The 26,888-nt window shown below is 59.7% G+C and carries 23 protein-coding genes; 18 read left to right on the top strand and 5 right to left on the bottom strand.

Annotated features, from left to right (window positions below; translation table 11 throughout):
• Positions 1 to 178: 178 nt before the first annotated feature.
• Genes bamA through lpxB form a run of 6 tightly spaced genes read left to right on the top strand, consistent with a single transcriptional unit; the run spans position 179 to position 7,006 of the window.
• Positions 179 to 2,551, top strand: a complete 2,373-nt coding sequence (gene bamA / locus CHEJ32_RS0117675; protein WP_028034978.1) for an outer membrane protein assembly factor BamA — start codon at positions 179 to 181, stop codon at positions 2,549 to 2,551.
• A gap of 57 nt (positions 2,552 to 2,608) precedes the next feature.
• A complete protein-coding gene (lpxD, locus tag CHEJ32_RS0117670) occupies positions 2,609 to 3,661 on the top strand; it encodes a UDP-3-O-(3-hydroxymyristoyl)glucosamine N-acyltransferase (protein ID WP_028034977.1) in 1,053 nt (350 codons plus the stop codon).
• Positions 3,661 to 4,131: a 3-hydroxyacyl-ACP dehydratase FabZ gene (gene fabZ / locus CHEJ32_RS0117665; protein ID WP_028034976.1), complete on the top strand. Its 471-nt coding sequence runs from the start codon at positions 3,661 to 3,663 to the stop codon at positions 4,129 to 4,131. The genes lpxD and fabZ overlap by 1 nt, the downstream gene beginning before the upstream one ends.
• Before the next feature lie 7 nt (positions 4,132 to 4,138).
• Positions 4,139 to 4,969: an acyl-ACP--UDP-N-acetylglucosamine O-acyltransferase gene (gene lpxA / locus CHEJ32_RS0117660; RefSeq protein ID WP_028034975.1), complete on the top strand. Its 831-nt coding sequence runs from the start codon at positions 4,139 to 4,141 to the stop codon at positions 4,967 to 4,969.
• Positions 4,953 to 5,840, top strand: a complete 888-nt coding sequence (locus CHEJ32_RS0117655) for an LpxI family protein (RefSeq protein ID WP_028034974.1) — start codon at positions 4,953 to 4,955, stop codon at positions 5,838 to 5,840. The genes lpxA and CHEJ32_RS0117655 overlap by 17 nt, the downstream gene beginning before the upstream one ends.
• Positions 5,840 to 7,006 carry a lipid-A-disaccharide synthase gene (gene lpxB / locus CHEJ32_RS0117650; RefSeq protein ID WP_028034973.1) on the top strand — a complete coding sequence of 389 codons (1,167 nt, stop codon included), beginning with the start codon at positions 5,840 to 5,842 and terminating at the stop codon, positions 7,004 to 7,006. The genes CHEJ32_RS0117655 and lpxB overlap by 1 nt, the downstream gene beginning before the upstream one ends.
• Before the next feature lie 92 nt (positions 7,007 to 7,098).
• Here the strand turns inward: lpxB and CHEJ32_RS0117645 are convergent, their stop codons facing one another.
• Both CHEJ32_RS0117645 and uvrA read right to left on the bottom strand, forming a co-directional pair.
• Positions 7,099 to 7,899 (bottom strand): DUF72 domain-containing protein, encoded by an 801-nt coding sequence (locus tag CHEJ32_RS0117645; RefSeq protein ID WP_028034972.1) that lies wholly within the window; start codon positions 7,897 to 7,899, stop codon positions 7,099 to 7,101.
• Positions 7,900 to 7,902: 3 nt separating this feature from the next.
• A complete protein-coding gene (uvrA, locus tag CHEJ32_RS0117640; RefSeq protein WP_028034971.1) occupies positions 7,903 to 10,815 on the bottom strand; it encodes an excinuclease ABC subunit UvrA in 2,913 nt (970 codons plus the stop codon).
• 854 nt (positions 10,816 to 11,669) lie between these two features.
• Here uvrA and ssb point away from each other — a divergent pair.
• From ssb to CHEJ32_RS0117625, 3 genes are all read left to right on the top strand, one after another.
• On the top strand, positions 11,670 to 12,146 hold the full coding sequence (ssb, locus tag CHEJ32_RS0117635; RefSeq protein ID WP_028034970.1) for a single-stranded DNA-binding protein: 477 nt from the start codon (positions 11,670 to 11,672) through the stop codon (positions 12,144 to 12,146).
• A 112-nt stretch (positions 12,147 to 12,258) separates the two neighbouring features.
• A complete protein-coding gene (locus CHEJ32_RS0117630) occupies positions 12,259 to 13,197 on the top strand; it encodes a 5'-methylthioadenosine/S-adenosylhomocysteine nucleosidase (RefSeq protein WP_084032846.1) in 939 nt (312 codons plus the stop codon).
• A gap of 265 nt (positions 13,198 to 13,462) precedes the next feature.
• On the top strand, positions 13,463 to 13,879 hold the full coding sequence (locus tag CHEJ32_RS0117625) for a DUF4168 domain-containing protein (protein WP_028034968.1): 417 nt from the start codon (positions 13,463 to 13,465) through the stop codon (positions 13,877 to 13,879).
• Positions 13,880 to 14,101: 222 nt separating this feature from the next.
• Here CHEJ32_RS0117625 and CHEJ32_RS0117620 read toward each other — a convergent pair whose 3' ends face one another.
• Positions 14,102 to 14,734 (bottom strand): MarC family protein, encoded by a 633-nt coding sequence (locus CHEJ32_RS0117620; RefSeq protein ID WP_028034967.1) that lies wholly within the window; start codon positions 14,732 to 14,734, stop codon positions 14,102 to 14,104.
• A 264-nt stretch (positions 14,735 to 14,998) separates the two neighbouring features.
• Here CHEJ32_RS0117620 and gyrA point away from each other — a divergent pair, with 264 nt between their 5' ends.
• Positions 14,999 to 17,791, top strand: a complete 2,793-nt coding sequence (gene gyrA / locus CHEJ32_RS0117610) for a DNA gyrase subunit A (RefSeq protein ID WP_028034966.1) — start codon at positions 14,999 to 15,001, stop codon at positions 17,789 to 17,791.
• 107 nt (positions 17,792 to 17,898) lie between these two features.
• On the opposite strand, the gene CHEJ32_RS27925 is transcribed toward gyrA, so the two are convergent.
• Entirely contained in the window at positions 17,899 to 18,033 is a 135-nt protein-coding gene (locus CHEJ32_RS27925) for a hypothetical protein (RefSeq protein ID WP_256375691.1), read from the bottom strand.
• 331 nt (positions 18,034 to 18,364) lie between these two features.
• Between CHEJ32_RS27925 and CHEJ32_RS0117600 the strand changes: the two genes are divergently transcribed.
• From CHEJ32_RS0117600 to glpK, 8 genes are all read left to right on the top strand, one after another.
• A complete protein-coding gene (locus CHEJ32_RS0117600) occupies positions 18,365 to 18,982 on the top strand; it encodes a LysE family translocator (RefSeq protein WP_028034965.1) in 618 nt (205 codons plus the stop codon).
• Between the two features lie 39 nt (positions 18,983 to 19,021).
• Positions 19,022 to 19,522, top strand: a complete 501-nt coding sequence (coaD, locus tag CHEJ32_RS0117595) for a pantetheine-phosphate adenylyltransferase (protein WP_028034964.1) — start codon at positions 19,022 to 19,024, stop codon at positions 19,520 to 19,522.
• Positions 19,523 to 19,538: 16 nt separating this feature from the next.
• Positions 19,539 to 20,123: a peptidylprolyl isomerase gene (locus tag CHEJ32_RS0117590; protein ID WP_028034963.1), complete on the top strand. Its 585-nt coding sequence runs from the start codon at positions 19,539 to 19,541 to the stop codon at positions 20,121 to 20,123.
• A 27-nt stretch (positions 20,124 to 20,150) separates the two neighbouring features.
• Complete coding sequence (locus CHEJ32_RS0117585) at positions 20,151 to 20,627, top strand: peptidylprolyl isomerase (RefSeq protein ID WP_028034962.1); 477 nt, start codon at positions 20,151 to 20,153, stop codon at positions 20,625 to 20,627.
• A gap of 32 nt (positions 20,628 to 20,659) precedes the next feature.
• Positions 20,660 to 21,736 carry a tRNA preQ1(34) S-adenosylmethionine ribosyltransferase-isomerase QueA gene (queA, locus tag CHEJ32_RS0117580; RefSeq protein ID WP_028034961.1) on the top strand — a complete coding sequence of 359 codons (1,077 nt, stop codon included), beginning with the start codon at positions 20,660 to 20,662 and terminating at the stop codon, positions 21,734 to 21,736.
• Positions 21,733 to 22,863 (top strand): tRNA guanosine(34) transglycosylase Tgt, encoded by a 1,131-nt coding sequence (tgt, locus tag CHEJ32_RS0117575; RefSeq protein WP_028034960.1) that lies wholly within the window; start codon positions 21,733 to 21,735, stop codon positions 22,861 to 22,863. The genes queA and tgt overlap by 4 nt, the downstream gene beginning before the upstream one ends.
• Before the next feature lie 109 nt (positions 22,864 to 22,972).
• Positions 22,973 to 24,532: a glycerol-3-phosphate dehydrogenase gene (glpD, locus tag CHEJ32_RS25200; RefSeq protein ID WP_051469730.1), complete on the top strand. Its 1,560-nt coding sequence runs from the start codon at positions 22,973 to 22,975 to the stop codon at positions 24,530 to 24,532.
• A gap of 21 nt (positions 24,533 to 24,553) precedes the next feature.
• Positions 24,554 to 26,068, top strand: coding sequence for a glycerol kinase GlpK (glpK, locus tag CHEJ32_RS0117565; protein WP_028034959.1), 1,515 nt, complete (start codon positions 24,554 to 24,556; stop codon positions 26,066 to 26,068).
• Here glpK and CHEJ32_RS0117560 read toward each other — a convergent pair.
• Positions 26,055 to 26,786: a LuxR family transcriptional regulator gene (locus CHEJ32_RS0117560; RefSeq protein WP_034658694.1), complete on the bottom strand. Its 732-nt coding sequence runs from the start codon at positions 26,784 to 26,786 to the stop codon at positions 26,055 to 26,057. The genes glpK and CHEJ32_RS0117560 overlap by 14 nt on opposite strands.
• Between the last annotated feature and the right edge of the window lie 102 nt (positions 26,787 to 26,888).

The following is a 26,888-nucleotide window of genomic DNA, read 5'->3' as shown; positions in this document are numbered from 1 at the left end:
GTTTACCAATCGGAAGAATTGGCGTGACCGGAATGCCACGCCCGCCCTTTCGGTAAATACAAATTAACCAGAAGCCTTGCGTGTAGGGAAATTCCAGCTATTAGGGTGAAAAAGATTTTGCCCGCATGTCTGGATTTCTCGCGGTGGGGACAACGAGAATAGAAGGTTTTAAGGCCCAATGAAGGCAGTTTCCAGATTGAAGAGCGCCGTTTCGGCGGTGGCGCTGTCGGCCGGTTTCGTTGTGAGCGGAGCGATGGTCGCTGAGATGACTGCGACCGTTTCGGCCTACGCCGCGACTGTCAGCAGGATAGAGGTGCGGGGCAACCGCCGCGTGGATGCGGACACGATTCGCAACCAGGTCGGCATCCGGCCGGGCCAGAATTTCAGCACGGCGGACGTGAACGAGGCCGTGAAGCGGCTTTTCGGCACGGGGCTGTTCGCTGACGTTTCGATCACCCAGCAGGGCGGTGCGCTGGTCGTATCGGTCGACGAATATGCAATCGTGAACCAGGTGCTTTTCCAGGGCAATAGAAAGATCAAGGACCAGAATCTTTCTGAGGCGATCCAGCTGAAGCCGCGCTCGGCCTTCTCCAATCAGCTCGTGGAAAGCGATGCGGAAGCGATCCGCGAAGCCTACCGCCGGATCGGCCGCGACGAGGCGACCGTGACCAGCGAAGTCCAGGACCTGGGCGAGGGCAGGGTCAATGTGATCTTCCATGTCCAGGAAGGCGACCGGACGAAGATCACCGAGATCAATTTCGAGGGCAATACGGCGTTCAGCGACCGGCGCTTGAGGGACGTCATTTCGACCAAGCGGTCGAACCTTTTCTCGTTCATGATGCGCAATGACGTCTATGACGAGGCGCGCCTGCAGGCGGACGAGGAACTGCTCCGGCGTTTCTACTACAACCGCGGCTATGCGGATTTCCAGGTCGTCTCCTCAGACGCCCAATTGGTGGACAACAAATACGTCATCACCATCGCGGTCAACGAAGGCCAGCGTTACACTTTTGGCGATGTGAGCATTGAATCGACCATCCCAGGTGTCGATGTCGGCTCGCTTCAGTCTTCGCTGAAGACCCGCCAGGGGGCGGTCTATAGCGCTGAGGATGTGGAGCAGTCGATTATCGGGCTCACCGAGGAGGTCGCAGGCCATGGATACGCCTTTGCCCAGGTGACGCCACGCGGCAATCGTGACTTCCAGAATCGCACGATTTCTGTGGTCTATTCGATTGACGAGGGTCCGCGCGCCTATATCGAGCGCATTGAGATCCGCGGCAACAATCGCACCCGTGACTATGTCATTCGCCGCGAATTCGACGTCAGCGAAGGCGATGCCTTCAATCAGGTCCTCATCCAGAGGGCAAAGCGGCGTCTGGATCGCCTGAACTTCTTCCAGACGGTGAACATCACCACCGTTCCTGGCTCTCAGCCGGACCAGGTCGTGCTGGTGGTCGATGTCGTAGAGAAGTCCACAGGTGAATTCTCGATCGGCGCCGGTTACACCACCAGCGCTTCTTCGGGCAGCAGCGGTGGCTTCTCGCTCGAAGGATCCGTGACGGAGCGTAACTTCCTTGGCCGCGGCCAGTTCATCCGCTTCGCCGCTGCGGGCGGCGAGGATTCCCGTGACTACACGTTCTCCTTCACCGAGCCTTATTTCCTTGGTCGCCGCATTGCGGCTGGTTTTGATATCTTCCGCAACACGCGTACGTTCGAGAACTCGAGCGGCGAGGATATCTATGACCGTGAGGTGACGGGCGGTACCGTTCGCTTCGGCTTGCCGATCACGGAATCGCTGACGACGCAGCTTGCGTATAACCTGACGCAGGAAGAGTATGATCGCGGTGACTTCACGACGCGCGTTTCAAGCGGCATCCAGCAGGCCTTGGAGCAGGGCAAGTGGGTCAAGTCGTCGGTCAGCGCCTCGCTGATCTACAACACCATCGACAATATGCAGAACCCGCACGACGGCATCTATGCCAATGTGACTGCGGAGGTTGCAGGCCTTGGCGGTGACGCTCAATGGGCAAAACTCACGGCGCGCGCCAACTACTACCGTACGCTTTCCGATGAGCTCGATCTCGTCGGCTTGCTCACGGTGGGTGGCGGGCATATCGTTGCCTTTGGCGACGAGCCGCTGCGCATCTTTGACCAGTTCAACAGCAGCGATCGCATCATCCGCGGCTTTGAGTACAACGGCATCGGCCCGTTTGAGAACTATGTCGACGACGATGGCGACATCGAGCGTGACTTCTTGGGTGGCACGACCTACTTCCATGCCACGGCGGAAGCGCAGTTCCCGTTGCCGATCGTACCGGAGAGCTTCGGCCTGCGCGGCGCTGTCTTCGCCGATGCGGCCACGCTCTACGGAAGCGATTACCGAAGCCCGAATGTAGGCGGCACGGATATGGCTTGGCGCGCTTCTGTGGGCGCGAGCCTGATCTGGGCGTCGCCCTTCGGTCCGCTCCGCGTCGATTACGCCGAACCGGTCGTCAAGGAAGACACCGATCGTATCCGCCACTGGAATTTCGGCATCTCCACCCGGTTCTAGGGTTTCACGGTATATTGTCCGGGCGGCCAAGTGGTGCGCCCGGACGAGAAGGCATTCATGACAGAACCGGCTTTTTTTGTTCCCGCGCGCCATTTCGAGGTGGGCGAGATTGCCGCCTTGACAGGTTCGCGCCTGGTGGATGCCTCGCAAGAAAAGGTGACGATCAGCAGGCTCGCTCCCGCATCCGAGGGCGGCGAGGAGACGCTGGTTTTCATTGATGGCAAACGCAATGCCTCGCGCATCAATTCCGTGCGGGCGGCAGCCCTCCTATGCTCTGAAGAAGTGGCTGAAAGCGCACCTGACGGTATAGCGGTTCTCGTCAGCCCCAAACCGCAGCATGCTTTTGCTATGGTGGCCCGTCTTCTTTTCCCGGAGGCGAGCAGGCCTCAACCGGTGACGGGAGAGACCGGCATTTCGCCCAAGGCGATGATTTCAGAAGGCGCCATCATCGAGGATGGCGCGATCATCGAGGCGGGGGCTGTCATCGGTGTGGGCGCTTCGATAGGCCGAGGAACGATCATTGGGCCAAACGCGGTGGTCGGAGCGGGCTGCAGCATCGGGCGGGATGGTTATGTGGGGCCGAATGCCTCGCTGCAATACGCTATTGTGGGCGACCGCGTCATCATTCATCCGGGTGCGCAGATTGGCCAAGACGGCTTCGGTTTCCTGCTGGGACCAAAAGGGTTTGAAAAGAACCCGCAAATCGGCCGTGTCATTATCCAGGATGATGTCGAGATCGGTGCGAACACCTCGGTCGATAGGGGTGCGCTCTCCGACACCATTATCGGTGAAGGCACCAAGATCGATAATCTAGTACAGATTGGCCACAACGTGCATATCGGCCGTCGCTGTGTAATTGCCGGCCATTGCGGGCTCTCCGGCTCGGTCACACTCGGCGAATATGTGATGCTCGGAGGTCAGGTGGGCATCGCCGACCATATAAAGGTCGGCGATCGCGCTCAACTCGCTGCTTCAAGCGGGGTTATGGATGATGTTCCTGCAGGCGAACGTTGGGCCGGCTCGCCAGCCAAGCCCATGCGGCAGGCGTTTCGCGAAATCGCCGCGCTGCGGAGCCTTGTGGACGGAATGCGGAAGGGGAGTAAAGGATGATGGCCGACGGAACGTCGCCAGCAATGGAAAGTTTGGATATTTTGAGCGTGCTGCAGCTCCTGCCGCATCGCTACCCATTTCTGTTGGTAGACCGGATTGTCGATATTGATGGAGATAATTCGGCCATTGGCATTAAAAACGTCACGGTGAATGAACCCCACTTCCAGGGCCATTTCCCGGACCGGCCCGTTATGCCCGGCGTTCTGATCATCGAGGCGATGGCGCAGACGGCGGGTGCCATCTGTATTCGCCACACGAAGCAGACGAAGCCGTCCGTCGTCTATTTTTTGACCATCGAGAACGCCAAGTTCCGCAAACCCGTGGTGCCCGGCGATCGGATGGAGATACATGTGAAGAAAATCAAGCAGCGCGGAATGATCTGGAAATTCGCCTGCGAGGCGGTGGTTGACGGTGGAAAGGTTGCGGAAGCTGTGATCTCTGCCTTGCTGTCAGCCGAAGAGTCGGAATGACCTGACGATGGCGGAGACTTTCATTCACCCGACCGCGATTGTGGAGCAAGGAGCCAAGCTCGGCGAGGGCGTGAAGATCGGTCCGTTCTGTTACGTCTCCGCTGAGACCGTTCTTGGCGACGGCGTCGAATTGATCGGCCATGTGACCATCCAGGGAGCCACCAGCATAGGCGCCGGGACCCAGGTCCATCCCACGGCCGTCGTCGGCGGCACTCCCCAGAATTACCGGCATAAGGGCGGCCCGACCACGCTCAGCATTGGGCAAAACTGCGTTATCCGCGAGGGCGTGACGCTGCATCGGGGAACGGACACAAGTCGCGGCAAGACGACAATCGGCGACAACTGCATGTTCATGGCCTATACCCACGTGGCGCATGACTGCGACGTGGGCAGCAATGTGACCATGGCCAATTACGCTTGTCTTGCAGGCCATGTGACGGTTGGCGACGGTGCGATCATTTCCGGCTATGCAGCTGTGCATCAATTCGTGCGCATCGGTCACCATGCTTTCCTGGCGGGGTTTGCGGCGGTGATCGGAGACGTCATCCCCTATGGCATGGCTGTCGGCGATCGGGCAAAGCTGCGGGGCCTCAATGTGATCGGCATGAAGCGCAGCGGCATGCAGCGCGCCGATCTGATGCAAATCAGGCAAGCATATCGCATTCTCTTTTCCGAGGATCAGCCGCTGGCCGAGAACATTGAGCGCGTGCGCCAGGAATTTGCGTCCTCCGCAGCGATCATGGACATTCTGGACTTCATCGGCGGGCGCGAGCGGAGATATCTTACTCTGCCCGCTCGCGGAAGCTCCCCGGATGAGGACGATGAATCCGACGAGTGAACCGCGCCCCTTTGCCTTGGGGAAAGGGGATCGGATCGCCGTCATTGCTGGCAGCGGGCAACTGCCGAAAGAGGTGGCGGAGGGCCTTATACGCGCTGGCTATCGTCCATTGGTGGTTGCCATCGAGGGGGAAGCAGGCCTGGGAGAAGATCCCCGTTATGACTTCCTGCGCGTCACACATGAAGAACTGGGCAAGGTCCTTTCGATTCTCAAGCGCGAGGGCGTCACCCATTTGATACTCGCGGGCGGTGTCGAGCGGCGGCCGCCGCTTTCCACCCTGCGGTACAGCCCAAAGATCCTGATGCATCTGCCGCGCTTGGTGGCCGGCTATGCCAGAGGGGACGATGGGTTGCTGCGCGCAATCATCGGCTTCATCAATTCCTATGGTATTCGGCTTATCGGTGCGCATGAGGTGGTGCCTGAACTCCTGGCGCCCAACGCCCTGCTCACCAAGCAAGCTCCCAAGGCATCCGATCAGAAGGATATTTCGGCGGCTCTCGCTGCGGCTCGAGCCATTGGCCGGCTGGATATCGGCCAAGCAGCCGTCGCAGTCGGAGGTCGCGCCATAGCATTGGAAGGGATCGAGGGAACCGACGGGCTTTTGCAGCGCGCGATAGATTTGCGGTCCCATGGGCGGATCGCGGGCAAGACGCGCGGCGTTCTGGTGAAATGTGCGAAGCCGGGACAGGAATTGCGCGTAGACCTGCCGTCCATCGGCCCGCAAACCGTAAGAGATGCTCATGCAGCGGGACTTGCCGGCATTGCGGTTGAAGCGGAGCGGAGCCTGATTCTTCAATGCAGCGAGACAGTTGGCCTCGCTGATGAGCACGGCCTTTTCCTTCTTGGTTTTGAGCGGGGGCGTGAGGAGTGATGACGGAGCGTCCGCTTCGGATTGCCGTGATAGCCGGCGAGGAATCGGGAGATCTTCTCGGGGCTGACCTGGTCGAAGCCATCAAGCGGCAGTCCGGACGGAAGGTCGAGCTTCTCGGGGTAGGAGGACGCAATCTTAAAGCGCTTGGGCTGCGCTCGCTGTTTACTGCGGACGACATTGCGATCATGGGCATATCCGCGGTTCTGCGGGATTTGCCGCGCCTTCTGAAGCGGATCGGGCAGGCTGCATCAGCGATAGCGGCGGCAAAACCGGATTGCCTGGTGACGATAGACAGCCCTGACTTCGGTCTGCGCGTGGCACGGAAGGTGAGGGCGGCGGAGCCCTCCATCCCGATCATACATTATGTCTGTCCCAGCGTATGGGCGTGGCGTCCCGGCCGAGCCGCCGCTATGCGCCCCTATGTGGACCACGTGCTGTGTCTTTTGCCTTTCGAACCTGACGAACTCAAAAGGCTCGGAGGTCCGCCCGGCACATTCGTCGGCCACAGGCTCACCACTGATCCGAACATAGCTACGGCGGCGCAGAGGCAACTCGCCAACCAGGAACCGCGGGAAAGAAAGACGCTTCTCCTGCTGCCAGGCTCTCGGCGGGGGGAGGTTACACGTCTTATCGGCCTCTTCGGAGAGACGGTAGATGGGCTCAAGAGGGAGGGGCATCAGTTCGATCTTCTTCTGCCCACCGTTCCCCATGTCGCAGATCTTGTACGGAAGGCCGTCCAGACGTGGTCCGTGCAACCCGAAATCATCCTCAGCGAGCGTGAAAAGTGGCGAGCCTTTTCCGAGGCCGATGCCGCGCTCGCCTGCTCCGGGACTGTTGCGTTGGAGCTGGCACTTGCGCGCGTGCCCTTCATCAGCGTCTACAAGACGGACACGATTGGTTCCGTGATCGGGCCTCTTCTGGTGAAAGTTTGGTCGGCTTCGCTGCCGAATCTGATCGCCGGTTGGCCTGTGGTACCGGAATTCTTCAACGAATATGCACGGCCTGCCTATCTTGCCCGCCTGCTGACACGACTTTGGGCCGATACGCCGACGCGGCATGCGCAGTTGGAAGGATTTGCCGACGTGGCGAGATCGCTCGTTGCGCCAAAACCATCAGGCGAGATGGCCGCAGAAATTGTTCTGAGCGCGGTCAATCGGGAAAGTTAGCGCATTACGCGCTGCTGCCCCAGAAGTCGGTGGCATTGTAGGCGGGAGGGCAGAGCATTGGCCCCACGTTTCTGCCCAAACTAACTGCTGAACTATACGAGCTCCATGAACGCACGGGCCGCATGCGGGGCGCGGACCTTCCCCTCGTGGATGAAGTAAACGAAGACGTCGCGAGGCTTCTTCTCGATTTTCACGGTCTCGTCGGCCAGGGGCAAATCGCCGGGCATGCCTCCCGAGGCCCAGGTCTTTGCTCGCTCGGCCCAGGCATTCAGATCCGCCAAGGTATAGGCGGTGGGGATTGAATCTTCTCCCCTTTGCAGCCGCGCATAGACGAAATCAGCCGTCACATCCGCCAACTCCGGATAGGTGAAATGGTGCGCGTAACAGATCGCCGCGCCATATTTGCGGGAGAGCGCCGCAAATTCCGGCACGACAAAGGTTGGATTGCGCACTTCCAGGACATGGCGAAGCCGCACTCCATCGCGTTCTTCCGGCAGGAGCTTCAGAAAACCTTCGAAATCCTCCGGATCGAATTTTTTGCTCGGGGCGAATTGCCAGAGAATCGGGCCGAGATGATCGCCGAGCTCGGTAATCCCGGAATCCAGGAATTTCTCGAGCGATTCGCCCGCTTCCGAGAGAACACGGCGATTGGTGACGAAGCGATTGCCCTTGAGCGAGAACACGAACCCGTCCGGCACCTCTGAAGCCCATTTTGCAAATACCGCGGGCTTCTGGTTGCCGTAATAGGTGCCATTGATCTCGATCGTGGGCATTTGCCGGCTGGCATATTCGAGTTGCCGCTTCTTCGGCAGGTCATCGGGATAGAAGGTCCCCTCCCAAGGCTCGAAGTTCCAACCGCCGATCCCGGCGCGGATGGTGCTGGATTTCTCCATCGTCTACTCCGCCGCTTGCCGCCGCGCCGGCCTCCGTTCCAGCAGCTCCTTCAGGAACTTGCCGGTATAGGAGCGCGGTTCGGTCATGACATCATCGATGGAGCCGGCCGCCACCAACTCGCCGCCGCCATCACCACCTTCAGGTCCCAGATCGAGAACCCAGTCCGCTGTCTTGATGACCTCCAGATTGTGTTCGATGACCACGACAGTGTTGCCCTGGTCGACCAATTCGTGCAGCACCTCCAGCAGTTTGGCCACGTCGTGGAAATGCAATCCGGTCGTCGGCTCATCAAGAATATAGAGCGTCTTGCCCGTCGCCTTCTTCGACAGCTCCTTCGCAAGCTTGATGCGCTGCGCTTCGCCGCCTGAAAGCGTTGTTGCCTGCTGACCTATGTGGATATAGCCGAGGCCCACCCGCGAAAGCGTCTGGAGCTTGTCGCGAACCGCCGGCACCGCAGAGAAGAACTCGACGCCTTCGTCGACCGTCATCTCCAGCACGTCAGCAATGGACTTGCCCTTGAAGAGGACCTCGAGCGTTTCGCGGTTGTACCGCTTGCCATGGCAGACGTCGCAAGTCACATAGACGTCCGGCAGGAAGTGCATTTCGATCTTGATGACGCCATCGCCCTGGCATGCCTCGCAGCGCCCGCCCTTTACATTGAAGGAGAAGCGGCCCGGCTGGTAGCCGCGCGCCTTGGCTTCCGGCAAACCTGCGAACCAGTCGCGAATGGGTGAGAAGGCGCCCGTGTAAGTGGCAGGATTGGAACGTGGGGTCCGGCCGATCGGCGACTGGTCGATATCGATGACCTTGTCGAGGAACTCGAGACCTTCGATACGGTCGTGCTCCGCCGGGTGCTCCCGCGAACCCATGATGCGCCGCGAGGCGGCCTTGTAGAGCGTTTCGATCAGGAAAGTCGACTTGCCGCCGCCCGACACTCCGGTGACGCAGGCGAAGGTGCCGAGGGGGATATCGGCGGTCACATTCTTGAGATTGTTGCCGCGTGCGCCGACCACCCGGATCCGCCGCTTCTTGGAGATTTCGCGGCGTTGCCCAGGCATCGGGATTGAAAGATCGCCGGTGAGATATTTCCCCGTGATCGAGTTCGGGTTCGCCATGATCTCATGGGGCGTGCCTTCGGCGATCACGCGCCCCCCATGGACGCCGGCTGCCGGCCCGATATCCACCACGTAATCGGCGGTCAGGATCGCATCCTCATCATGTTCGACGACGATAACCGTGTTGCCCAGGTCGCGCAGATGCCGCAGCGTCGCAAGCAGCCGGTCATTGTCGCGCTGGTGCAAGCCGATGGACGGCTCGTCCAACACATAAAGGACGCCGGTAAGCCCGGAACCGATCTGTGAGGCGAGCCTGATGCGCTGGCTCTCGCCTCCGGAGAGGGAGCCGGAATTGCGCGAAAGTGTCAGATAATCGAGGCCGACATCGTTCAAGAAGCGAAGGCGTTCGCGGATTTCCTTCAAGATGCGGGCGGCGATTTCATTCTGCTTCTCGTTGAGCTGTTCCGGAAGCGCCTCGAACCATCCGCCGGCCCTGCGGATCGACATCTCCGTGACTTCACCGATATGCAGACCGGCGATCTTGACCGCCAAAGCTTCGGGTTTCAGGCGATAGCCGTTGCAGGCCGGGCAGGGATGAGCCGACATGAAACGCTCGATCTCCTCGCGCATCCAGGCGGATTCCGTCTCCTTCCAACGGCGTTGAAGATTGCTTACCACGCCTTCGAACGGCTTCGTCGTGCGATAACTGCGCAGGCCGTCATTATACTCAAAAGTGATCTTCCGCTCGCCGGTGCCATGGAGGATCGCCTGCTTTGCCTCTTGCGACAGGTCCTTCCAGCGATTGCTGGCCTTGAACCCATATTCCTTGCCCAGGGCTTCCAGGGTCTGGAGATAATAAGGCGACGTGGACTTGGCCCACGGGGCAATGGCTCCCTCCCGCAACACCACATTCTCATCCGGCACGACGAGATCGGGATCGATCGCCCGCTCGCTGCCCAGTCCGTCGCAGGCGGGGCAAGCACCAGCCGGGTTGTTGAAGGAGAACAGCCGGGGCTCGATCTCCGGTATTGTGAAGCCCGACACGGGGCAGGCGAATTTCTCCGAAAAGATCAGCCGTTCATGTGTGTCGTTCTTGGACTTGTTCGCACCTTCTTTCGCCTCGTCGGGGAGGGGCTTGTCTGCGAACTCGGCCACGGCCAAGCCGTCCGAAAGACGAAGGCAGGTCTCGAGCGAGTCCGCAAGCCGGGTTGCCATGTCCAGCCTCACGACGACGCGGTCCACCACCACGTCGATGTCGTGCTTGTATTTCTTGTCGAGGGCCGGCACATCGGCAATCTCGTAGAATTCGCCATCTACCTTGACGCGCTGAAAGCCCCTCTTTTGAAGGTCTGACAGCTCCTTGCGGTACTCTCCCTTGCGTCCGCGCACGATGGGCGCAAGGATATAAAGGCGGGTGCCTTCCTCCAGCGCCAGCACACGGTCGACCATCTGGCTCACCGTCTGGCTTTCGATAGGAAGACCGGTCGCGGGTGAGTAGGGCACGCCCACGCGTGCAAAAAGCAGGCGCATATAGTCATAGATCTCGGTGACCGTACCTACGGTCGAGCGCGGGTTGCGCGAGGTGGTCTTCTGCTCGATGGAGATGGCCGGAGACAGCCCGTCGATCTGATCGACATCCGGCTTCTGCATCATCTCCAGGAACTGGCGCGCATAGGCCGAGAGGCTCTCCACATACCGGCGCTGGCCTTCGGCATAGATCGTGTCGAAGGCAAGTGAGGACTTGCCGGATCCCGACAGGCCGGTCATCACGATCAGCTTCTCGCGAGGCAGATCGAGGTCGACATTCTTGAGATTGTGCTCGCGCGCGCCGCGAATAGAAATAAGCTTATGATCGGGCATGCCCCGTCGATGCCTTCCGATTGTCCAGAACAGCCGGGCTCCGCCGGCGATGCTAATATAGGAGATGCAGACCCGATATCGATGGCGCGGCCGCAACTCGCCGGATGTGGATCCTGTTCACCTTTTCCAGTTTTTTGCGATCAGAGCAAGCAGAAAGGAACAAAGAACGAACAGTCTCCTGACATAATGCTGTCGGGAGCGAGTTGCAAGGACAACGGGATGCGGCTTCGCTTAAGGGTTGACGCAACGATGGGAAGGGAGCAAAATCACGACACGTCAGAAACATCCAGGCAGTCGGCTTGGTAGAGGTTTCGTGACGTTGGAGCAACGGAACAGGAGGGAGGCATGACTCCACCGGACTGTTCTTACGGCTCCACCAGGATGTGGAGCCACAGTCGATACTGGGCTGACTGATCCACCAGCAGGTCCCCTAAAGGCTTGGGCCGTGGGAAACATGGAGGCTGAGGCCGTCCAGGTGGGTTCTCACGCAGATCGGCTGCCGACAATCAGAGAAATGCGCGGATAGCTCCTATGAGCTGCCCGAAGAAAGTGCCGGTAACATACTCCCGGCAACTGTAAAATCCAGATCGGCCCCTGCGCGCCCTAGAACCAAGCGGCGGCGGGGCCTTTCGTATGAGGTTTGGAGCCGCCGAATGCGGCTTGCTTGTTGAACGCATAGATGCTAGAACAAAAAAGGAACAAATGACCTGTGGACGGGCGGGCGCGACGCTGATTGGAAGGAGCGCGGGACGGGTCGATCGGGTAAGATGGCGGCTTGGTGGAAGCCCTGCTTTTCGATGACTCCGGAAGACGGCCTTCCAGGATGTGAAATTTAGGACGAGTGGAGTAACGTCATGGCGGGTAGCGTCAACAAGGTGATCCTGGTCGGCAATCTGGGGGCGGACCCAGAGATCCGGCGGCTCAATTCCGGAGATCCGGTCGTTAATCTTAGGATCGCCACGTCGGAGAATTGGCGTGACCGCAATACGGGCGAGCGCCGCGACCGGACGGAATGGCACAACGTCGTTATCTTCAACGACAACCTCGCCAAGGTTGCCGAGCAGTATCTGAAGAAAGGCATGAAAGTCTATATCGAGGGGCAGTTGCAGACCAGGAAGTGGACCGACCAGTCTGGTCAGGACCGTTATACGACGGAAGTGGTTCTTCAGAAATTCCGAGGCGAATTGCAGATGCTGGATTCGCGGGGGCAGGGTGGTGAAGGCCAGGTGAGCTATGGCGGGGGTGGCCGTGGTTCCGATTTCGGTCAGTCAAGCCCAGCCGAGAGCGGAGGCGGATATTCGCGCGATCTCGACGACGAAATTCCATTCTGACAGTTTTTGAGCGTTCCGCTGCGAGCGGAACGCTTTCCATGCAGGCCAGGATTGGTGAACAGGGTCAATCCGGCACAGCGGTCGCGCGGAACGGGTTTGAGGTGTTGAACGAATGAAGGCTCGAGGCTTTTCAATCCTTCTTTCGGCAATCCGTTTTCTCTGCGTGACCCTCGGTCTTTTGGCGATCTTTACACCGGCGCAAGCGGCCGAATTACTGGATGGGAAGTCACGGATCGCCATCGTGTCGGCCTTTGCTCCGGAATGGGTTTCGCTCCAGGATGAATTGACCGAGCGTCAGGAATACGAGATCAATGGCAACACATACCTGACCGGAAAGCTCGCGGGCAGGGACGTCGTCATGTATCTCAGCGGCGTCAGCATGGTGAACGCTGCCATGACCACGCAGTCGGCACTCGACCGGTTTGTCGTCACTGCCGTCATCTTTTCAGGCATCGCAGGCGGCGTCGATCCGGCACTCCATATCGGCGACGTGGTCATAGCCGGTCAGTGGGGCCAATATCTGGAAGCGATCTTCGCACGGGAAACCGAGGACGGTTTTACGATCCCGCCCTTTTTCAAGCAGGAATTCCCCGGTTTCGGCATGATCGTACCAAAGTCGGTGACCCTGCATCGAAAGGGGAGTGGCGAGGAAGAAGCACGTTTCTGGTTTCCGGTTGATGAGGATCTCCTAGAGATCGCCGGAACGGTGGCTTCGAAACTCGAACTGGAGGACTGCGTCGAGGCGAACAAGTGCCTGTCCAAACGTCCCCGTATAGTGGTCGGCGGGAATGGCGTATCCGGCCCGGTTTTCGTCGATAATGCCGCTTTCCGCGAATATGTCATGAAGACCTTCCAAGCCAGGGTGCTGGACATGGAGAGTGCTGCCGTCGCCCATGTCGCCTACAGCAATGGCGTGCCATTTCTGGCGGTGCGGAGTCTTTCCGATCTCGCCGGCGGTGGAGAAGGCACCAATGAGATGAGTACATTCATGGCGCTTGCTGCGACGAACTCTGCCGCAGTGGTTAAGGCACTTTTGGCAGAAATACCCTGAGACTTTCCGCAAACCTATCGCTTCTGCCGCATGTTCCAAAGCAGAGCGGGGCGATATTCTTCCGAAATCTCAATGGCAACCCCCCGCAGGTCAGGATTTCTTACCCGCGTTAAGCGGAAATGAAGTCGGAAAGTACCTAGGGGATTCTCAATCGCCACATTCGCTTTTCATCCTTATTCCTGCCCGCAAGCGAACAATGCGGGCAGTGTTGCGGGCTGAGGACTTGCTCACCCGTTGGACGAAAAATCCAAGGAAGGATCAGAACGTGACTTTCAAGAACGGTTCTCGAAACCTGCTCGTGGCAGCCTGCCTGTCCGCCGGTGTGGCCATTTCTTCTCCTGTGCTGGCGCAGGCACCGGCCCAACCCTCGGCACCTGCGGCAAACGAGCCGTCGCAACCGGCCGCCCAGGCGCCGGACGTCAGTGACGAGAAGCTGCAATCCTTCGCGGTCGCGCTGGCCGAGGTCGAGAAGATCAAGCAGGAATACTCGCAGCGGCTACAGACTGCCGGCTCCCAAGAGGAGCAGCAGCAGATCCAGAACGAGGCGGGTCAGAAGATGCTGCAGGCCGTCGAAGGCAAGGGGATCTCGGTCGACGAATACAACCAGATAATCCAGTCGGCACAAAGTGATCCCGCCTTCGCACAGCGGCTTACCAAAGCCATGGGACAGACAGAACAGTAATGGCCGCGCCTGCGGAAGCAGGCGCCGGCGTCTTAATCGCGTCCCAACCAATAGTCCCCCGCCGGAAATCCGGATGGGGGACTGGCCTTTACATAGTGGCACGCTGCGCCGCGACCGCGTCCGCAGAGGACAGTGTAGGATGCGTGTAGGACGGTATACAGGCTTTCATAGAATCGAGAGCCGCCCAATCACTCAAGCTTCGGTAGGGTTCAACGCGCGCCATCAACCTGCGTTGACAAGAGCCCTGGCTCCATCGGCGACGAACTGGACGGCGAGTGCCGCGAGGAGCAAGCCGAGGAGACGAGTTAGGATGGAGCGCCCAGTCTCCCCCAAAATCCTGTCGATCCGGTGAGCGAGCACGAACACCACATATGTGATCAAGATCGTCGCGGCCAAAATGGCCACCAGGACCAATCTTCCCTCGGTGGTCGCAAAACTGCCGGATAGGAGGACCGTTGCCGAAATGGCGCCGGGCCCTGCAATGAGCGGCATAGCCAGGGGAAAGGCTGCGATGTTGTCGATCAGGTCGCGCGTGATGGCGCGTTCCGCACTTCTTTCGTGCCGCTCCTGGCGGTGCTCGAAAATCATCTCGAACGCTATGACGAAGAGAAGGAGCCCGCCAGCCACTCGGAAAGCCGGCAAGGTTATGCCGAGGGCCGTGAGAATCGTGCTTCCCGCCAAGGCAAACAACATGAAGATGCCGAACGAAATGAGGCTTGCCCGGATGGCGACTTGGTTGCGCTCCTGCTTGTTCATTCCGGCAGTCAGTACGAGGAACAGCGGCACCAGACCTGGAGGATCCACGGTTACCAGCAGGGTGATGAAAGCGCTCAGGATCGCTTCATGGGGCGGCATGAACACCTCCGAATCTCACGCTTGAGGATAAGCCTCCGCTGCGGGCCAAAATGCAACTGTCGGTAAATGATGTCGTCTGGGAAGAGGCTGTCGGGGCTACCGTCCCATTTTTTGGCCACACTTTTGCTGCGACTGCGAAATCCACATCTTATCCTTTTGAAAAATATGCACAAAATCTCGGTTAATAAAGCGCAGCCCCATTGGAGTCCGGTTAAGGCTTCCTATATAAGACGAGTATGATTCTTTTAGCCAATGTGATCCGTTTTGACTGACCAGACGACGCGCGGGCCGGGCGAGCCCGACGACATCGAGCCCATCTCGATCATCGAGGAAATGCAGCGTTCCTATCTCGATTACGCGATGAGCGTGATCGTGAGCCGGGCGCTGCCGGACGTTCGCGACGGCCTGAAGCCGGTGCATCGACGCATCCTCTACGCCTCGCATGAGAGCGGCTATCACTGGAACCGCAAATATGTGAAGTCCGCGCGCCCTGTCGCCGACGTGATGGGTAAGTATCACCCGCACGGCGACGCGTCCATTTACGACGCGCTCGTGCGCATGGCGCAGGACTGGTCCATGCGCGTGCCCTTGATCGATGGACAGGGCAATTTCGGCTCCATCGACGGTGATCCGCCGGCGGCCATGCGCTACACCGAGGCGCGGCTGACCAAGGTCGCGCATGAATTGCTGGAGGATATCGACAAGGAGACCGTCGATTTCCAGGATACCTATGATGCGACCGGCAGCGAGCCGCGCGTCTTGCCGGCGCGTTTTCCAAATCTGCTCGTCAACGGCTCCGGCGGCATTGCCGTCGGCATGGCAACCAACATCCCCCCGCACAATCTGGCGGAGGTGGTGAATGGTTGCGTGGCGCTGATCGACAATCCCGCGCTACAACTTTCGCAGCTTCTCGATATCATCCCCGGCCCGGATTTCCCCACAGGAGGTATTATTCTTGGGCGCTCCGGCATCCGCAGCGCCTATGAGACCGGCCGCGGTTCGATCGTGATGCGCGGCAAGACCTCGATCGAGCAGAGCCGAGGCGAACGGGAAGCGATCGTCATCACCGAGGTTCCCTATCAGGTGAACAAGGCGCAGATGATCGAGAAGATGGCCGAGCTTGTGCGCGACAAGCGCATCGAGGGCATCTCCGACATCCGCGACGAAAGCGACCGCCAAGGCTATCGCGTCGTGATCGAGCTGAAGCGCGATGCCAATGCAGAGGTAATCCTCAACCAGCTCTACCGCTTCACGCCGCTGCAAACCTCATTCGGCGCCAATATGGTGGCGCTCAATGGCGGCAAGCCGGAAGTGATGACACTTCTCGACATGCTAAGGGCCTTCGTGTCCTTCCGAGAGGAAGTGGTGACCCGCCGGACGAAATACCTGCTGCGCAAAGTCCGCGAGCGGGCACATGTATTGGTGGGTCTTGCGATTGCCGTCGCCAATATCGACGAGGTGATCAAGCTGATCCGGCAAGCTCCTGATCCGCAATCCGCGCGCGAACAGCTGATGGAGCGCCGCTGGCCGGCTCAAGACGTCGAGGCGTTGATCCTCCTCATCGCCGACCCGCGCCACAAGATCAATGACGATGGCACCTACAACCTCTCCGAGGAGCAGGCCCGCGCCATTCTCGATCTTCGCCTGCAGAGGCTGACCGCGCTCGGTCGCGACGAGATCGCGGATGAGTTGAACAAGATCGGAGCCGAGATCCAGGATTACCTGGACATTCTGTCTTCCCGCGCGCGGGTACAAGGCATCGTCAAGGACGAGCTGATCGCCGTTCGCGACGAGTTCGGCACCCCACGACGCACGGAGATCACCGAAGGCGGCGCGGATATGGAGGACGAGGACCTGATCCCGCGCGAGGACATGGTCGTCACGGTTACCCATAAGGGCTACATCAAGCGGGTGCCGCTCTCAATCTACCGGGCGCAGGCGCGCGGCGGCAAAGGCCGCTCAGGCATGTCGACCAAGGACGAGGATTTCGTCACCCGACTGTTCGTCGCCAATACGCACACGCCGATCCTGTTCTTCTCCTCACGTGGTATCGTCTACAAGGAAAAGGTGTGGCGTTTGCCGGTAGGCACGCCGCAATCGGTGGGCAAGTTCCTGCGCAACATGTTGCCGCTGGAAGAAGGTGAGCGGATCACCACCATCATGCCGTTGCCGGAGGACGAGGACAGCTGGGCTGCGCTCGATGTGATGTTTGCGACGACACGCGGCACCGTCCGACGCAACAAGCTTTCCGATTTCACGCAGGTCAACCGTAACGGCAAGATCGCCATGAAATTTGACGAGGAGGGTGACGAGATCCTCGCCGTTGAAACCTGCACGGAGGATGACGATGTACTGCTGACGGCCGCTTCAGGCCAGTGCATCCGCTTCCCCGTCACGGATGTGCGCGTGTTTGCCGGGCGTAATTCCATCGGCGTGCGCGGCATCAATCTGCCCGGTGGCGATAAAGTCATCTCGATGGCCATTCTCGGCCATGTAGAGGCGACACCCGCTGAGCGAGCAGCCTATCTGAAGCAGGCGGCGGCCGAACGCCGGCTCTCCAATGGTGGAGACGAGGAAGAGATCGCTCTTACCAATGAGGATGTGGGTGAGGAGACGATGCTCTCGTCGGAGCGTTACGAAGAGTTGAAGGCCCGCGAGCAGTTCGTCTTGACCGTCAGCGAATATGGCTACGGCAAACGCTCGTCCTCCTATGACTTCCGCGTCATCGGCCGAGGCGGCAAGGGAATTCGCGCAACCGACGTTTCGAAGCGGGACGAAATCGGTCCCTTGGTTGCCGCTTTTCCGATCGCGGCCGACGATCAGATCATGCTGGTCAGCAATTCCGGTCAGATCATTCGTGTGCCCGTCTCCGGAATACGCATAGCGAGCCGCGCCACGAAGGGTGTCACCATCTTCAATACGGCTGATGGAGAACGGGTGGTTTCCGTCGAACGGATCTCAGAGCCCCAGAATGGGGAAGAGGAGACCGGTCCCGGCTCCGCAGAGTCCGCAGATATCCAACCTGACCGAGCGGGAGATGAAGGGAACGGCGCCTGACGCCACTCCCTTCAGCCCTGCGCGCCTTGAATCTAAGGGCGCGGCACGTGTCCCACCCGTGGTGCTCTCCGAAACCCATCCGATTACGAGCGAATGCCGTAGAACCGCTATCGCTGGAACGGATAGCGGTTTCTCTGCACCCGGTTTTCCAGCCTCACGCGCTGGGCTTCCTGATGAAGGCCAAGACCGGTGGCGATGAGCATGGCTACCGTCATGGCGGCTGCGAGCGTAAATATCAGCATCGAACTGCCTCCTTGGCAGTGTTAACGATGAGACGGCCGTTTGGTTCACCGTCTTAGACGCCCCTCATGTGGCCGATTCCATACGAACCAGCCCTGAAGAAAACGTTCAGCGGATATTCACAAAGCAATCTACCATAGTCGGCTGGGAGATCGGCCTGACTTCCGAGGCAGGATGCGGGCTTGAGTAATCTGACGCATTCCCTCTGCCGCCACCATCAGAAGAAACCCGCCCGGGCGCAGCCTGTTGAGGAGCCCGTGGTTATCGCTGTTGTTCGCTTGCCAAGGGCAGACACGTATGTCTTTGCTGTAGCGTTTGCCGCAGGAAACGGACATGCCCGACATCGCCGCGCTGATTTCCTATACGCTTGCCTGCGTCGCGATCATCATCGTACCGGGCCCGACGGTGACGATCATCATTGCGAACTCGATGCGGCACGGCACGCGTGCCGGACTGCTCAACGTCGTGGGGACCCAGATCGGCCTGGCCTCGATGATCGTTGTCCTGGCGTTTGGTCTCCAGGCTGTAGTGGCGGGCATGGGAAACGTGTTCGAGATCGTCCGGCTGGTCGGTGCCGCCTATCTTATCTGGATCGGCATTCGCATGTGGCGCTCCCATGGCTCGCTGGGCGTGGCAGAAGTGCCTCGGCGCCCAGTCGGCTCGCTGGTGCTGCAGGGTTTCGCCGTCTTCTGGTCAAATCCGAAGACGCTTTTCTTTTTCGGTGCGTTTATCCCGCAATTCATCAATCCTGCGCAGAACACCGCGTGGCAGACCCTGCTTTTGGGAGGGATCTTCATGTTCACTGCCGCTGTCTCCGATTCACTTTACGCAATTGCCGCGGGCGGGGCAGGGGCGAAGCTCACGAGGGCGCGGGTGATGCTTCTGGAGCGGATCTCCGGCACCTGCCTGATTGGCGGTGGTCTTTGGCTCGCCCTGACGCGGCGGTTGTAAACGAATTGCCTTCCCTGGAGAGGAGCGTTAGAAGCGGCCATGACTGAGCGAATTGCCTTTTATGCCGGCTCCTTCGATCCGCTGACCAATGGTCACCTCGACGTGCTCAAGGGGGCACTGAACCTTGCCGACAGCGTTGTCATCGGCATCGGCATTCATCCCGGCAAGAAACCCTTGTTCTCCTACGAGGAGCGGGTGTCATTGATCCAGCGCGCGGCAGCCGACGAGCTGGGCATGAAGGCCGAACGCATCAAAGTGGTTTCCTTCGCCAATCTCGTGATCGATGCTGCGCGCACGCACCGTGCCTCGATCATGATTCGTGGCCTGCGGGACGGCACCGACCTCGACTACGAAATGCAGATGGCCGGCATGAACGAGACCATGGCGCCGGATCTGCAAACCGTGTTCCTGCCGGCGAGTCCCTCGGTGCGTACCATTACTGCCACGCTCGTACGGCAGATAGCGTCAATGGATGGGGATGTCTCGCCCTTTGTACCGGCCGTAGTAGCCGAAGCCTTGAAGAACAAATTCTCAGCTTAATCGGGAGAAATATTGCATGCGCCTTTTTTCTCGTCTTGCACCTTTGTGCGTTGCCGCAAGCCTGGCCCTCAGCGCAGGAGCCGCACTCGCGGCGGACCCCGAAGACACCATGATCATCAAGCTAAAGGATGGTGAGGTCGTGGTCGCGCTGAGGCCTGATCTCGCGCCCAAGCATGTCGAGCAGATCAAGAAGCTCGTACGGGAGAAGGCCTATGACAATGTAGCCTTCCACCGCGTGATCGAGGGCTTCATGGCTCAGACCGGCGACGTTCAGTATGGCGATATGGAAGACGGCTATAATGCACAGCTCGTTGGGACCGGTGGTTCCGATCTGCCGGATTTGCCGGCCGAGTTCACGAGCACGGCTTTCGATCGCGGCACGCTCGGCATGGCGCGTTCGCAAGATCCAAATTCTGCCAACTCGCAGTTCTTCATCATGTTCGCACCGGCATCCCATCTCAATGGAGCCTACACGGTGGTAGGCCAGGTGGAATCCGGCATGGAACTCGTGGACAACATCAAAAAGGGCGATCCGTCAGCAAACGGCCTGGTCCAGAACCCGGACCGCATGCTGAGCGTACGGATCGCCGCGGATCAGTAACAAAACGACAAGGAAGAGGCGTCTCTCATGGCTGATATAAAAGACCCGGAAAACGCGATCGTCATGGAGACGACCAAAGGAAATGTCGTAATCCAGTTGTTTCCGGATGCTGCGCCGGCGCATGTCGCACGTATCAAGGAGCTCGCGCGTGAGGGCTTTTACGACGGTATTGTCTTTCACCGCGTGATTGACGGGTTCATGGCCCAGACCGGCGACCCGACGGGAACGGGTATGGGGGGATCCGAGAAACCGGATCTCAAGGCCGAGTTCTCGAACCTGCCGCATGTGCGCGGCACGTGTTCCATGGCCCGCTCTCAGAACCCGAATTCCGCCAACTCGCAGTTCTTCATCTGCTTCGAAGAGGCTCCTTGGCTGAACAAGCAATATTCGGTTTGGGGCCAGGTGATCGAAGGCATGGAGAATGTCGACAAGATCAAGCGCGGCGAGCCGGTGCGCGATCCCGACTCCATCGTTTCCATGCGCGTGGCAGCGGATCTGGCGTAACGAGCTCACAATGATTCCGCCACGCGCGCGCCATGCGTGTCGATCTCTTTGATTTCGATCTTCCGGAAGACCGGATCGCGCTGAGGCCGGCGAGCCCGCGCGATTCGGCACGCCTGCTGGTCGTCAGACCGGGGGAGCGGCTGGAGGATCGTATCGTTCGCGATCTGCCTTCTCTCTTGCGCGCCGGTGATGCCCTTGTCTTCAACGACACGAAGGTCATCCCGGCAAGGCTGTCCGGAATCCGCCGGCGAGGCGAAGCGGTTGCGCATATCGAAGCGACCCTGCACATGCGCACCGGCGCAGACCGGTGGAAGGCATTCTTGAAGCCGGCAAAGCGCGTCTCCGTCGGGGATCGTATCCAGTTCGGACATGACGGCGAGAGCTGTTTCCTCGGCACGTTGGAGGCGACGGTCGCCGAAAAGGGCGAAGGTGGCGAGGCGCTTCTCGTCTTCGATTTCTCCGGCCCTGTTCTGGATGAAGCCATAGCGGCAGCGGGTCACATTCCCTTGCCGCCCTATATCGCTTCCAAGCGCCCCGATGACGAGCAGGACCGGCGCGATTACCAGACCATCTATGCCCGGGAAGAAGGCGCCGTCGCCGCTCCCACGGCCGGTCTCCACTTCACGCCGGATTTGTTTGCGGCACTCGATGCAGCTGGGATTGAGCGGTACTTCGTGACGCTGCATGTCGGTGCCGGTACATTCCTGCCCGTAAAGGCAGAGGATACCGAAGCACACAAGATGCACGCCGAATGGGGCGAGGTGGACGAAAAGACGGCGGGTGCCTTGAATGCTGTGCGTGCGCGCGGCGGCCGCATTGTGTCCGTCGGCACCACCTCTCTGCGGCTGCTGGAAAGCGCGGCGGACCCGTCCGGGATTCTCAAACCATGGTCAGGCGAGACGAATATCTTCATCACCCCTGGCTATCGGTTCCGGATGGTCGACATCCTCATGACCAATTTCCACCTGCCGCGTTCGACCCTGTTCATGTTGGTATCCGCCTTCAGCGGACTTGAGACAATGCAGGTAGCCTATCACCACGCGATCGAGCGGGAATATCGCTTCTACTCCTACGGCGATTCCAGCCTGCTTTTCAGGGAACAGACGTGAGCCATAGTTTCACATTCCGCGTGCTCGCTACGGACGGAGCCGCACGTCGCGGCGAAATCTCGATGCCGCGCGGCACCATTCGCACGCCCGCTTTCATGCCCGTCGGCACCGCAGGTTCCGTGAAGGCCATGTATATGGAGCAGGTGCGTGCGCTGGGATCGGATATCATCCTGGGCAACACCTATCACCTGATGCTGCGGCCCGGCGCGGAGCGGGTCGCACGGCTGGGCGGCCTGCATGAATTCGCCCGCTGGCCTTACCCCATCCTCACCGACTCCGGCGGATTTCAGGTAATGTCGCTCGCGGCACTTCGGAAGGTGAGGGAGGAGGGCGTCACCTTCCGCTCTCATGTCGATGGCGTGGTGCACGAGATGTCCCCGGAACGTTCGATCGAAATCCAGGGTCTGTTGGATTCCGACATCCAGATGCAGCTCGACGAATTGGTCGGTCTACCCGCTGCGGAGACGGAGATCGAGCGGGCTATGGAGCGTTCACTGCGCTGGGCAGAGCGATGCAAGACCGCCTTCGGCGATCAGCCCGGCAAGGCGATGTTCGGCATCGTCCAGGGCGGCGACAATATCGGGATGCGCCTGCGTTCGGCGGAAGCGCTCGCAGCCATGAACCTCAAGGGTTATGCGGTTGGCGGCTTGGCGGTCGGTGAGCCTCAGGAGGTGATGCTCGAAATCCTGGAGGCGACCTGCCCGGCGCTTCCCGACAATAAGCCCCGCTATCTGATGGGCGTCGGCACACCCGATGACATCCTGAAGTCGGTGGCGCGGGGAATAGATATGTTCGATTGCGTCATGCCCACGCGAGCCGGGCGCCACGGACTTGCATTCACGCGGCGGGGCAAGATCAACCTGAAGAACGCGCGCCACGCGGAAGACCCGCGCCCTTTGGATGAGGAGAGCGACTGTCCTGCGGCGCGCGACTATTCCCGTGCTTATCTGCACCACCTGGTCAAGTCGGGCGAGTCGCTTGCCGGTATGCTGCTCACCTGGAACAATCTCTGGTATTACCAAAACCTGATGGCGGACATTCGCAACGCGATCCAGGCAGGCAGATTTACCGACCGTGCCGGTGAAATTCAGGAAGAATGGGCTCGAGGGGACATACAGGCCCTGTAAGACGCGAGCCATACCTGTGGCGGATCCTCAGGTGGTCTCGATACGTTGTGAACCGGCAGGATTGTTCAGAAGCATGTGACAATGATCGTCACGGCTGGTCCCGCACGTTATGCTGGATTGTCCAGGGGCAACTCCGGAGGTGAGCTTGCGCGAAGACGTCGTCCGTGACCTGTTCATAATCGGTGGCGGAATCAACGGGTGCGGCATTGCAAGAGATGCCGCCGGCCGCGGCTATTCGGTTTTCCTGGCAGAAAAGGACGATCTTGGCAGCGGAACCTCTTCCGCCTCGACCAAGCTCATCCATGGCGGCCTGCGCTATCTGGAATATTACGAGTTCCGACTGGTGCGCGAGGCGCTAAGGGAACGCGAGGTGCTGTGGCGGAACGCGCCGCACATTATCCGGCCGATGCGTTTCGTGCTGCCTGTGCAGAAGGGGCTTCGGCCGGCTTGGCTCATCAGGCTTGGCCTCTTTGTCTATGACCATATCGGCGGCCGGAGGCTTTTGCCCCCAACTCGAAGTCTCGATCTTCGAGGCGATCCGGCGGGCAAGCCGCTCAAACCCGGTTTGAGCAGGGCGTTCGAATATTCCGACTGCTGGGTGGATGATGCACGGCTCGTAGTGCTCAACGCGCGTGATGCAGCGGATCACAATGCAGAGATCCGTACGCGGACGAAGGTGGTGAAAGCGCGGGTAGAGGAAGGCATCTGGGTCGTCACGGTCCAGGATGAGTCCTCGACGAGCGAGGTGCGCGCGCGCATGCTCGTAAACGCCGCCGGCCCGTGGGTGGACGAGATCATTTCGGATGTGCTCGGCAGTCGCCCGGCTCACCACGTTCGCCTGGTCAAGGGCAGTCATATCGTCGTCAGACGGAAGTTTGCGGATCCACGCGCTTTCTTTTTCCAGAACAAGGACGGTCGCATCATCTTCGCCATCCCCTATGAAGGCGAGTTCACTTTGATCGGCACCACAGACCAGGATTTCACCGGAGATCCGGGCACGGCCGAGATTGACCAGCGCGAGATCGCCTATCTCTGCTCGACGGCCGGGGAGTATTTTTCCGAGCCCGTCGAACCAGCGGATATCGTTTGGACCTATGCCGGCGTCCGGCCGCTTTATGACGATGGCGCGACGAAGGCACAGGAAGCGACGCGCGACTATGTGCTGAAGATCGACCACTCGTCGGGCGCACCCATGCTCAATGTCTTCGGCGGTAAGATTACGACGTTCCGGCGCCTTTCCGAGACCGCTCTTGCGCTGGTGGGTGAAGCGATCGGGGAGAACGGCAAATCTTGGACGGCGGACGTGCCGCTGCCGGGAGGGGATTTCGGCCCGCTTGAATTCGGTGAGATCGTGGCAGGCCTGATCCACGATTATCCCTTTCTGGAACCCGGCCATGCAGAACGGCTGGTGCGGCTTTACGGTACGGCAGCGCGGAAATTCCTGGGCCAAGCCACGAATCGGGAGGATCTCGGGCGCTCCTTCGGCGCGGATCTTTACGAGGCGGAGCTGCGCTTTCTCGCCGAGCGGGAATGGGCGAGCACCGGCGAGGATGTCCTCTGGCGGCGCACGAAACTGGGACTGCGGCTGAACTCGGAGCAGGCCGAGGCCGTGGATGCGTTCATCCGCGATAGAGCGCATAACAATCGGCAGGCGACGCTAAGCAACTGATATCAGGAGCGGGAGGAGAGGATGAGTGGCTTTGTTCTGGCGATCGACCAGGGAACGACGTCGACGAGGGCCATCATCTTCGACCGCAATATGCGCACGGTCGGGATTGGCCAGGAGGAATTTCCGCAGCATTATCCTGCATCCGGGTGGGTGGAGCACGATCCCGAGGATATTTGGACCACAGTGCTGTCCACCGTGCGACGAGCGCTCGCCTCAAGCGGTCTGGCGGCGCGTGATTTGGCTGCTATCGGGATCACCAATCAGCGCGAGACTGTGGTCGTTTGGGACAAGGAGACGGGAAGGCCGGTTCATAATGCGATTGTATGGCAGGACCGGCGCACGGCTGCCATTTGCGAAAGGTTGAAAGAAGGGGGGCTCGAGCCGCTGTTCACGGCCAAGACAGGGCTACTGCTCGATCCTTATTTTTCCGGCACGAAACTGAAATGGCTGATCGACAATGTGGCTGGCCTGCGGGGCGGAACTCAGGCAGGCAAGCTGCTTGCAGGGACAATCGACAGTTTCCTGATATGGCGCCTGACGGCGGGGCGCGTTCACGCCACCGATGCCACGAATGCCTCGCGCACGCTCCTCTACAATATCGAGACTAACGAGTGGGACGAGGAACTGCTTTCGGCTCTTCAGGTTCCCCGTGCCTTATTGGCGGATGTAAGAGACAGCGCCGATGATTTTGGGTTCACCGAAAAATCCATTTTCGGAGCCGAAATTCCTATACTCGGCGTTGCGGGCGATCAGCAGGCTGCAACGCTTGGCCAGGCTTGCTTCAAGCCGGGAATGCTGAAATCCACGTATGGAACGGGCTGCTTTGCGGTGCTGAACACGGGTGACACGCTCGTACGTTCCAGGAACAGGCTCCTGTCGACCATCGCTTATCGGCTCGGTGGTAGGACGACCTATGCGCTTGAAGGCTCCATCTTCATCGCCGGGGCAGCCGTACAATGGCTCCGTGACGGATTGAAGATCATTGGCAAGGCAGCCGACTCCGGCCTGCTTGCCGAAAAATCAGATCCGCTCCAGCACGTCTATCTGGTACCAGCTTTCGTCGGACTGGGCGCTCCCCATTGGGATTCGGAAGCGCGGGGCGCGATTTTTGGCCTGACGCGCAACACAGGACCAGCGGAATTCGCCCGCGCCGCGTTGGAATCTGTCGCTTTCCAGACGCGCGACCTGCTCGATGCCATGCGCAGGGATTGGCCCGCCGGCCATGAAAAGACTGTGTTGCGTGTAGATGGGGGCATGGTGGCGAGCGACTGGACCATGCAATGCCTAGCGGACATCCTGAATGCCCCGGTCGACCGTCCCGCGATTCTCGAAACGACCGCGCTCGGAGCGGCATGGCTTGCCGGTTCGCGCGCCGGCGTGTGGCCTGGAATGGGCGAGTTTTCACAGGCCTGGGCGCTTGAGCGCCGCTTCGAACCAGCAATGGGCGAAGCGGAGCGGAAACTTAAATTACAGGGCTGGCGTGACGCCGTTCAGAGGACGCTGAGCTTCAGAACCCGTTCAATTACGGATCAATGAGCCGCTGGCGCACCGCCTTGCCCACCGCCTGAGACAGCGTCCGGCATTGAAGCTTTTGGCGGGCCGTCCGCAAATAGCTGCGCACCGTATATTCGGAAAGGTTCAGAATTCCGGCGATCGCCTTCGAGTCCTTACCCTTGGCCGTCCACAGCAGGCACTCCAATTCCCGCGGCGCCAGAATCGTGCCGGCTGCGGGACCGAGTTCCAGTTCATCTATCGCCTTCTGGTGCAGGATCTGGGCGATCTCGATCGCCGCGCGCGCGTGTTTGCGGATGAAGTCCACCCAGATGCTGAGATCCAGATCTGCCGCCAGCGAGAAAAGCGAGCGGCGGGAAAAGCGATCCGTGGTCGGAATCGAATAGCCCTGCGGACCAACGCTATGCATGCGAGCGTCTTCCATGAATTCACGCTCGCGCTCGCTCAGTTCCAGCTCGTGCCAGGCGAAAGGCTGCATCGACGAGAAGCCTGCGCGAATCACCGGATCTTGGCTAAGATAGGCGCGCAGGACATATCGCGAAATCCATTGTGGTGGAAAAGTGGTCCGGACGAAGGAATAGTCCAGCGGCGCTGCGCCCGAAACGTTCATGTAGAAGGTTGCGTGCAGAAGCCCAAAACCATCGCGCACCAGGAATATTGCTTCCTCGATGTTCTTAGCGCGCCGAACAGTCTCTACGATGCCGAATTCAGACCGTAAGGCATCGCCACCGCCGCCGTACATACGAACCCCTCGCTCTCCTAGTCTGAGAATGCTCGGCAAAGTGGAGGATTGCAAGAGGTGTATTCAATTGCGCGAAAACCCTCCCACAAACAAAGCCCCGGC

Origin of the sequence: Chelativorans sp. J32 (assembly GCF_000518985.1) — a bacterium.
Classification (GTDB): Bacteria; Pseudomonadota; Alphaproteobacteria; order Rhizobiales; family Rhizobiaceae; genus Chelativorans.
This window is presented reverse-complemented; position numbering and strand designations above follow the sequence as displayed.

Excerpts from the sequence above, each read along its gene's own strand:
- bamA (WP_028034978.1), top strand. The coding sequence starts at position 179 with ATGAAGGCAGTTTCCAGATTGAAGAGCGCCGTTTCGGCGGTGGCGCTG.
- lpxD (WP_028034977.1), top strand. The coding sequence starts at position 2,609 with ATGACAGAACCGGCTTTTTTTGTTCCCGCGCGCCATTTCGAGGTGGGC.
- fabZ (WP_028034976.1), top strand. The coding sequence starts at position 3,661 with ATGGCCGACGGAACGTCGCCAGCAATGGAAAGTTTGGATATTTTGAGC.
- lpxA (WP_028034975.1), top strand. The coding sequence starts at position 4,139 with ATGGCGGAGACTTTCATTCACCCGACCGCGATTGTGGAGCAAGGAGCC.
- CHEJ32_RS0117655 (WP_028034974.1), top strand. The coding sequence starts at position 4,953 with ATGAATCCGACGAGTGAACCGCGCCCCTTTGCCTTGGGGAAAGGGGAT.
- lpxB (WP_028034973.1), top strand. The coding sequence starts at position 5,840 with ATGACGGAGCGTCCGCTTCGGATTGCCGTGATAGCCGGCGAGGAATCG.
- CHEJ32_RS0117645 (WP_028034972.1), bottom strand. The coding sequence starts at position 7,899 with ATGGAGAAATCCAGCACCATCCGCGCCGGGATCGGCGGTTGGAACTTC.
- uvrA (WP_028034971.1), bottom strand. The coding sequence starts at position 10,815 with ATGCCCGATCATAAGCTTATTTCTATTCGCGGCGCGCGCGAGCACAAT.
- ssb (WP_028034970.1), top strand. The coding sequence starts at position 11,670 with ATGGCGGGTAGCGTCAACAAGGTGATCCTGGTCGGCAATCTGGGGGCG.
- CHEJ32_RS0117630 (WP_084032846.1), top strand. The coding sequence starts at position 12,259 with ATGAAGGCTCGAGGCTTTTCAATCCTTCTTTCGGCAATCCGTTTTCTC.
- CHEJ32_RS0117620 (WP_028034967.1), bottom strand. The coding sequence starts at position 14,734 with ATGCCGCCCCATGAAGCGATCCTGAGCGCTTTCATCACCCTGCTGGTA.
- CHEJ32_RS27925 (WP_256375691.1), bottom strand. The coding sequence starts at position 18,033 with ATGCTGATATTTACGCTCGCAGCCGCCATGACGGTAGCCATGCTCATC.
- CHEJ32_RS0117600 (WP_028034965.1), top strand. The coding sequence starts at position 18,365 with ATGCCCGACATCGCCGCGCTGATTTCCTATACGCTTGCCTGCGTCGCG.
- coaD (WP_028034964.1), top strand. The coding sequence starts at position 19,022 with ATGACTGAGCGAATTGCCTTTTATGCCGGCTCCTTCGATCCGCTGACC.
- CHEJ32_RS0117590 (WP_028034963.1), top strand. The coding sequence starts at position 19,539 with ATGCGCCTTTTTTCTCGTCTTGCACCTTTGTGCGTTGCCGCAAGCCTG.
- CHEJ32_RS0117585 (WP_028034962.1), top strand. The coding sequence starts at position 20,151 with ATGGCTGATATAAAAGACCCGGAAAACGCGATCGTCATGGAGACGACC.
- queA (WP_028034961.1), top strand. The coding sequence starts at position 20,660 with ATGCGTGTCGATCTCTTTGATTTCGATCTTCCGGAAGACCGGATCGCG.
- glpD (WP_051469730.1), top strand. The coding sequence starts at position 22,973 with ATGCTGGATTGTCCAGGGGCAACTCCGGAGGTGAGCTTGCGCGAAGAC.
- glpK (WP_028034959.1), top strand. The coding sequence starts at position 24,554 with ATGAGTGGCTTTGTTCTGGCGATCGACCAGGGAACGACGTCGACGAGG.
- CHEJ32_RS0117560 (WP_034658694.1), bottom strand. The coding sequence starts at position 26,786 with ATGTACGGCGGCGGTGGCGATGCCTTACGGTCTGAATTCGGCATCGTA.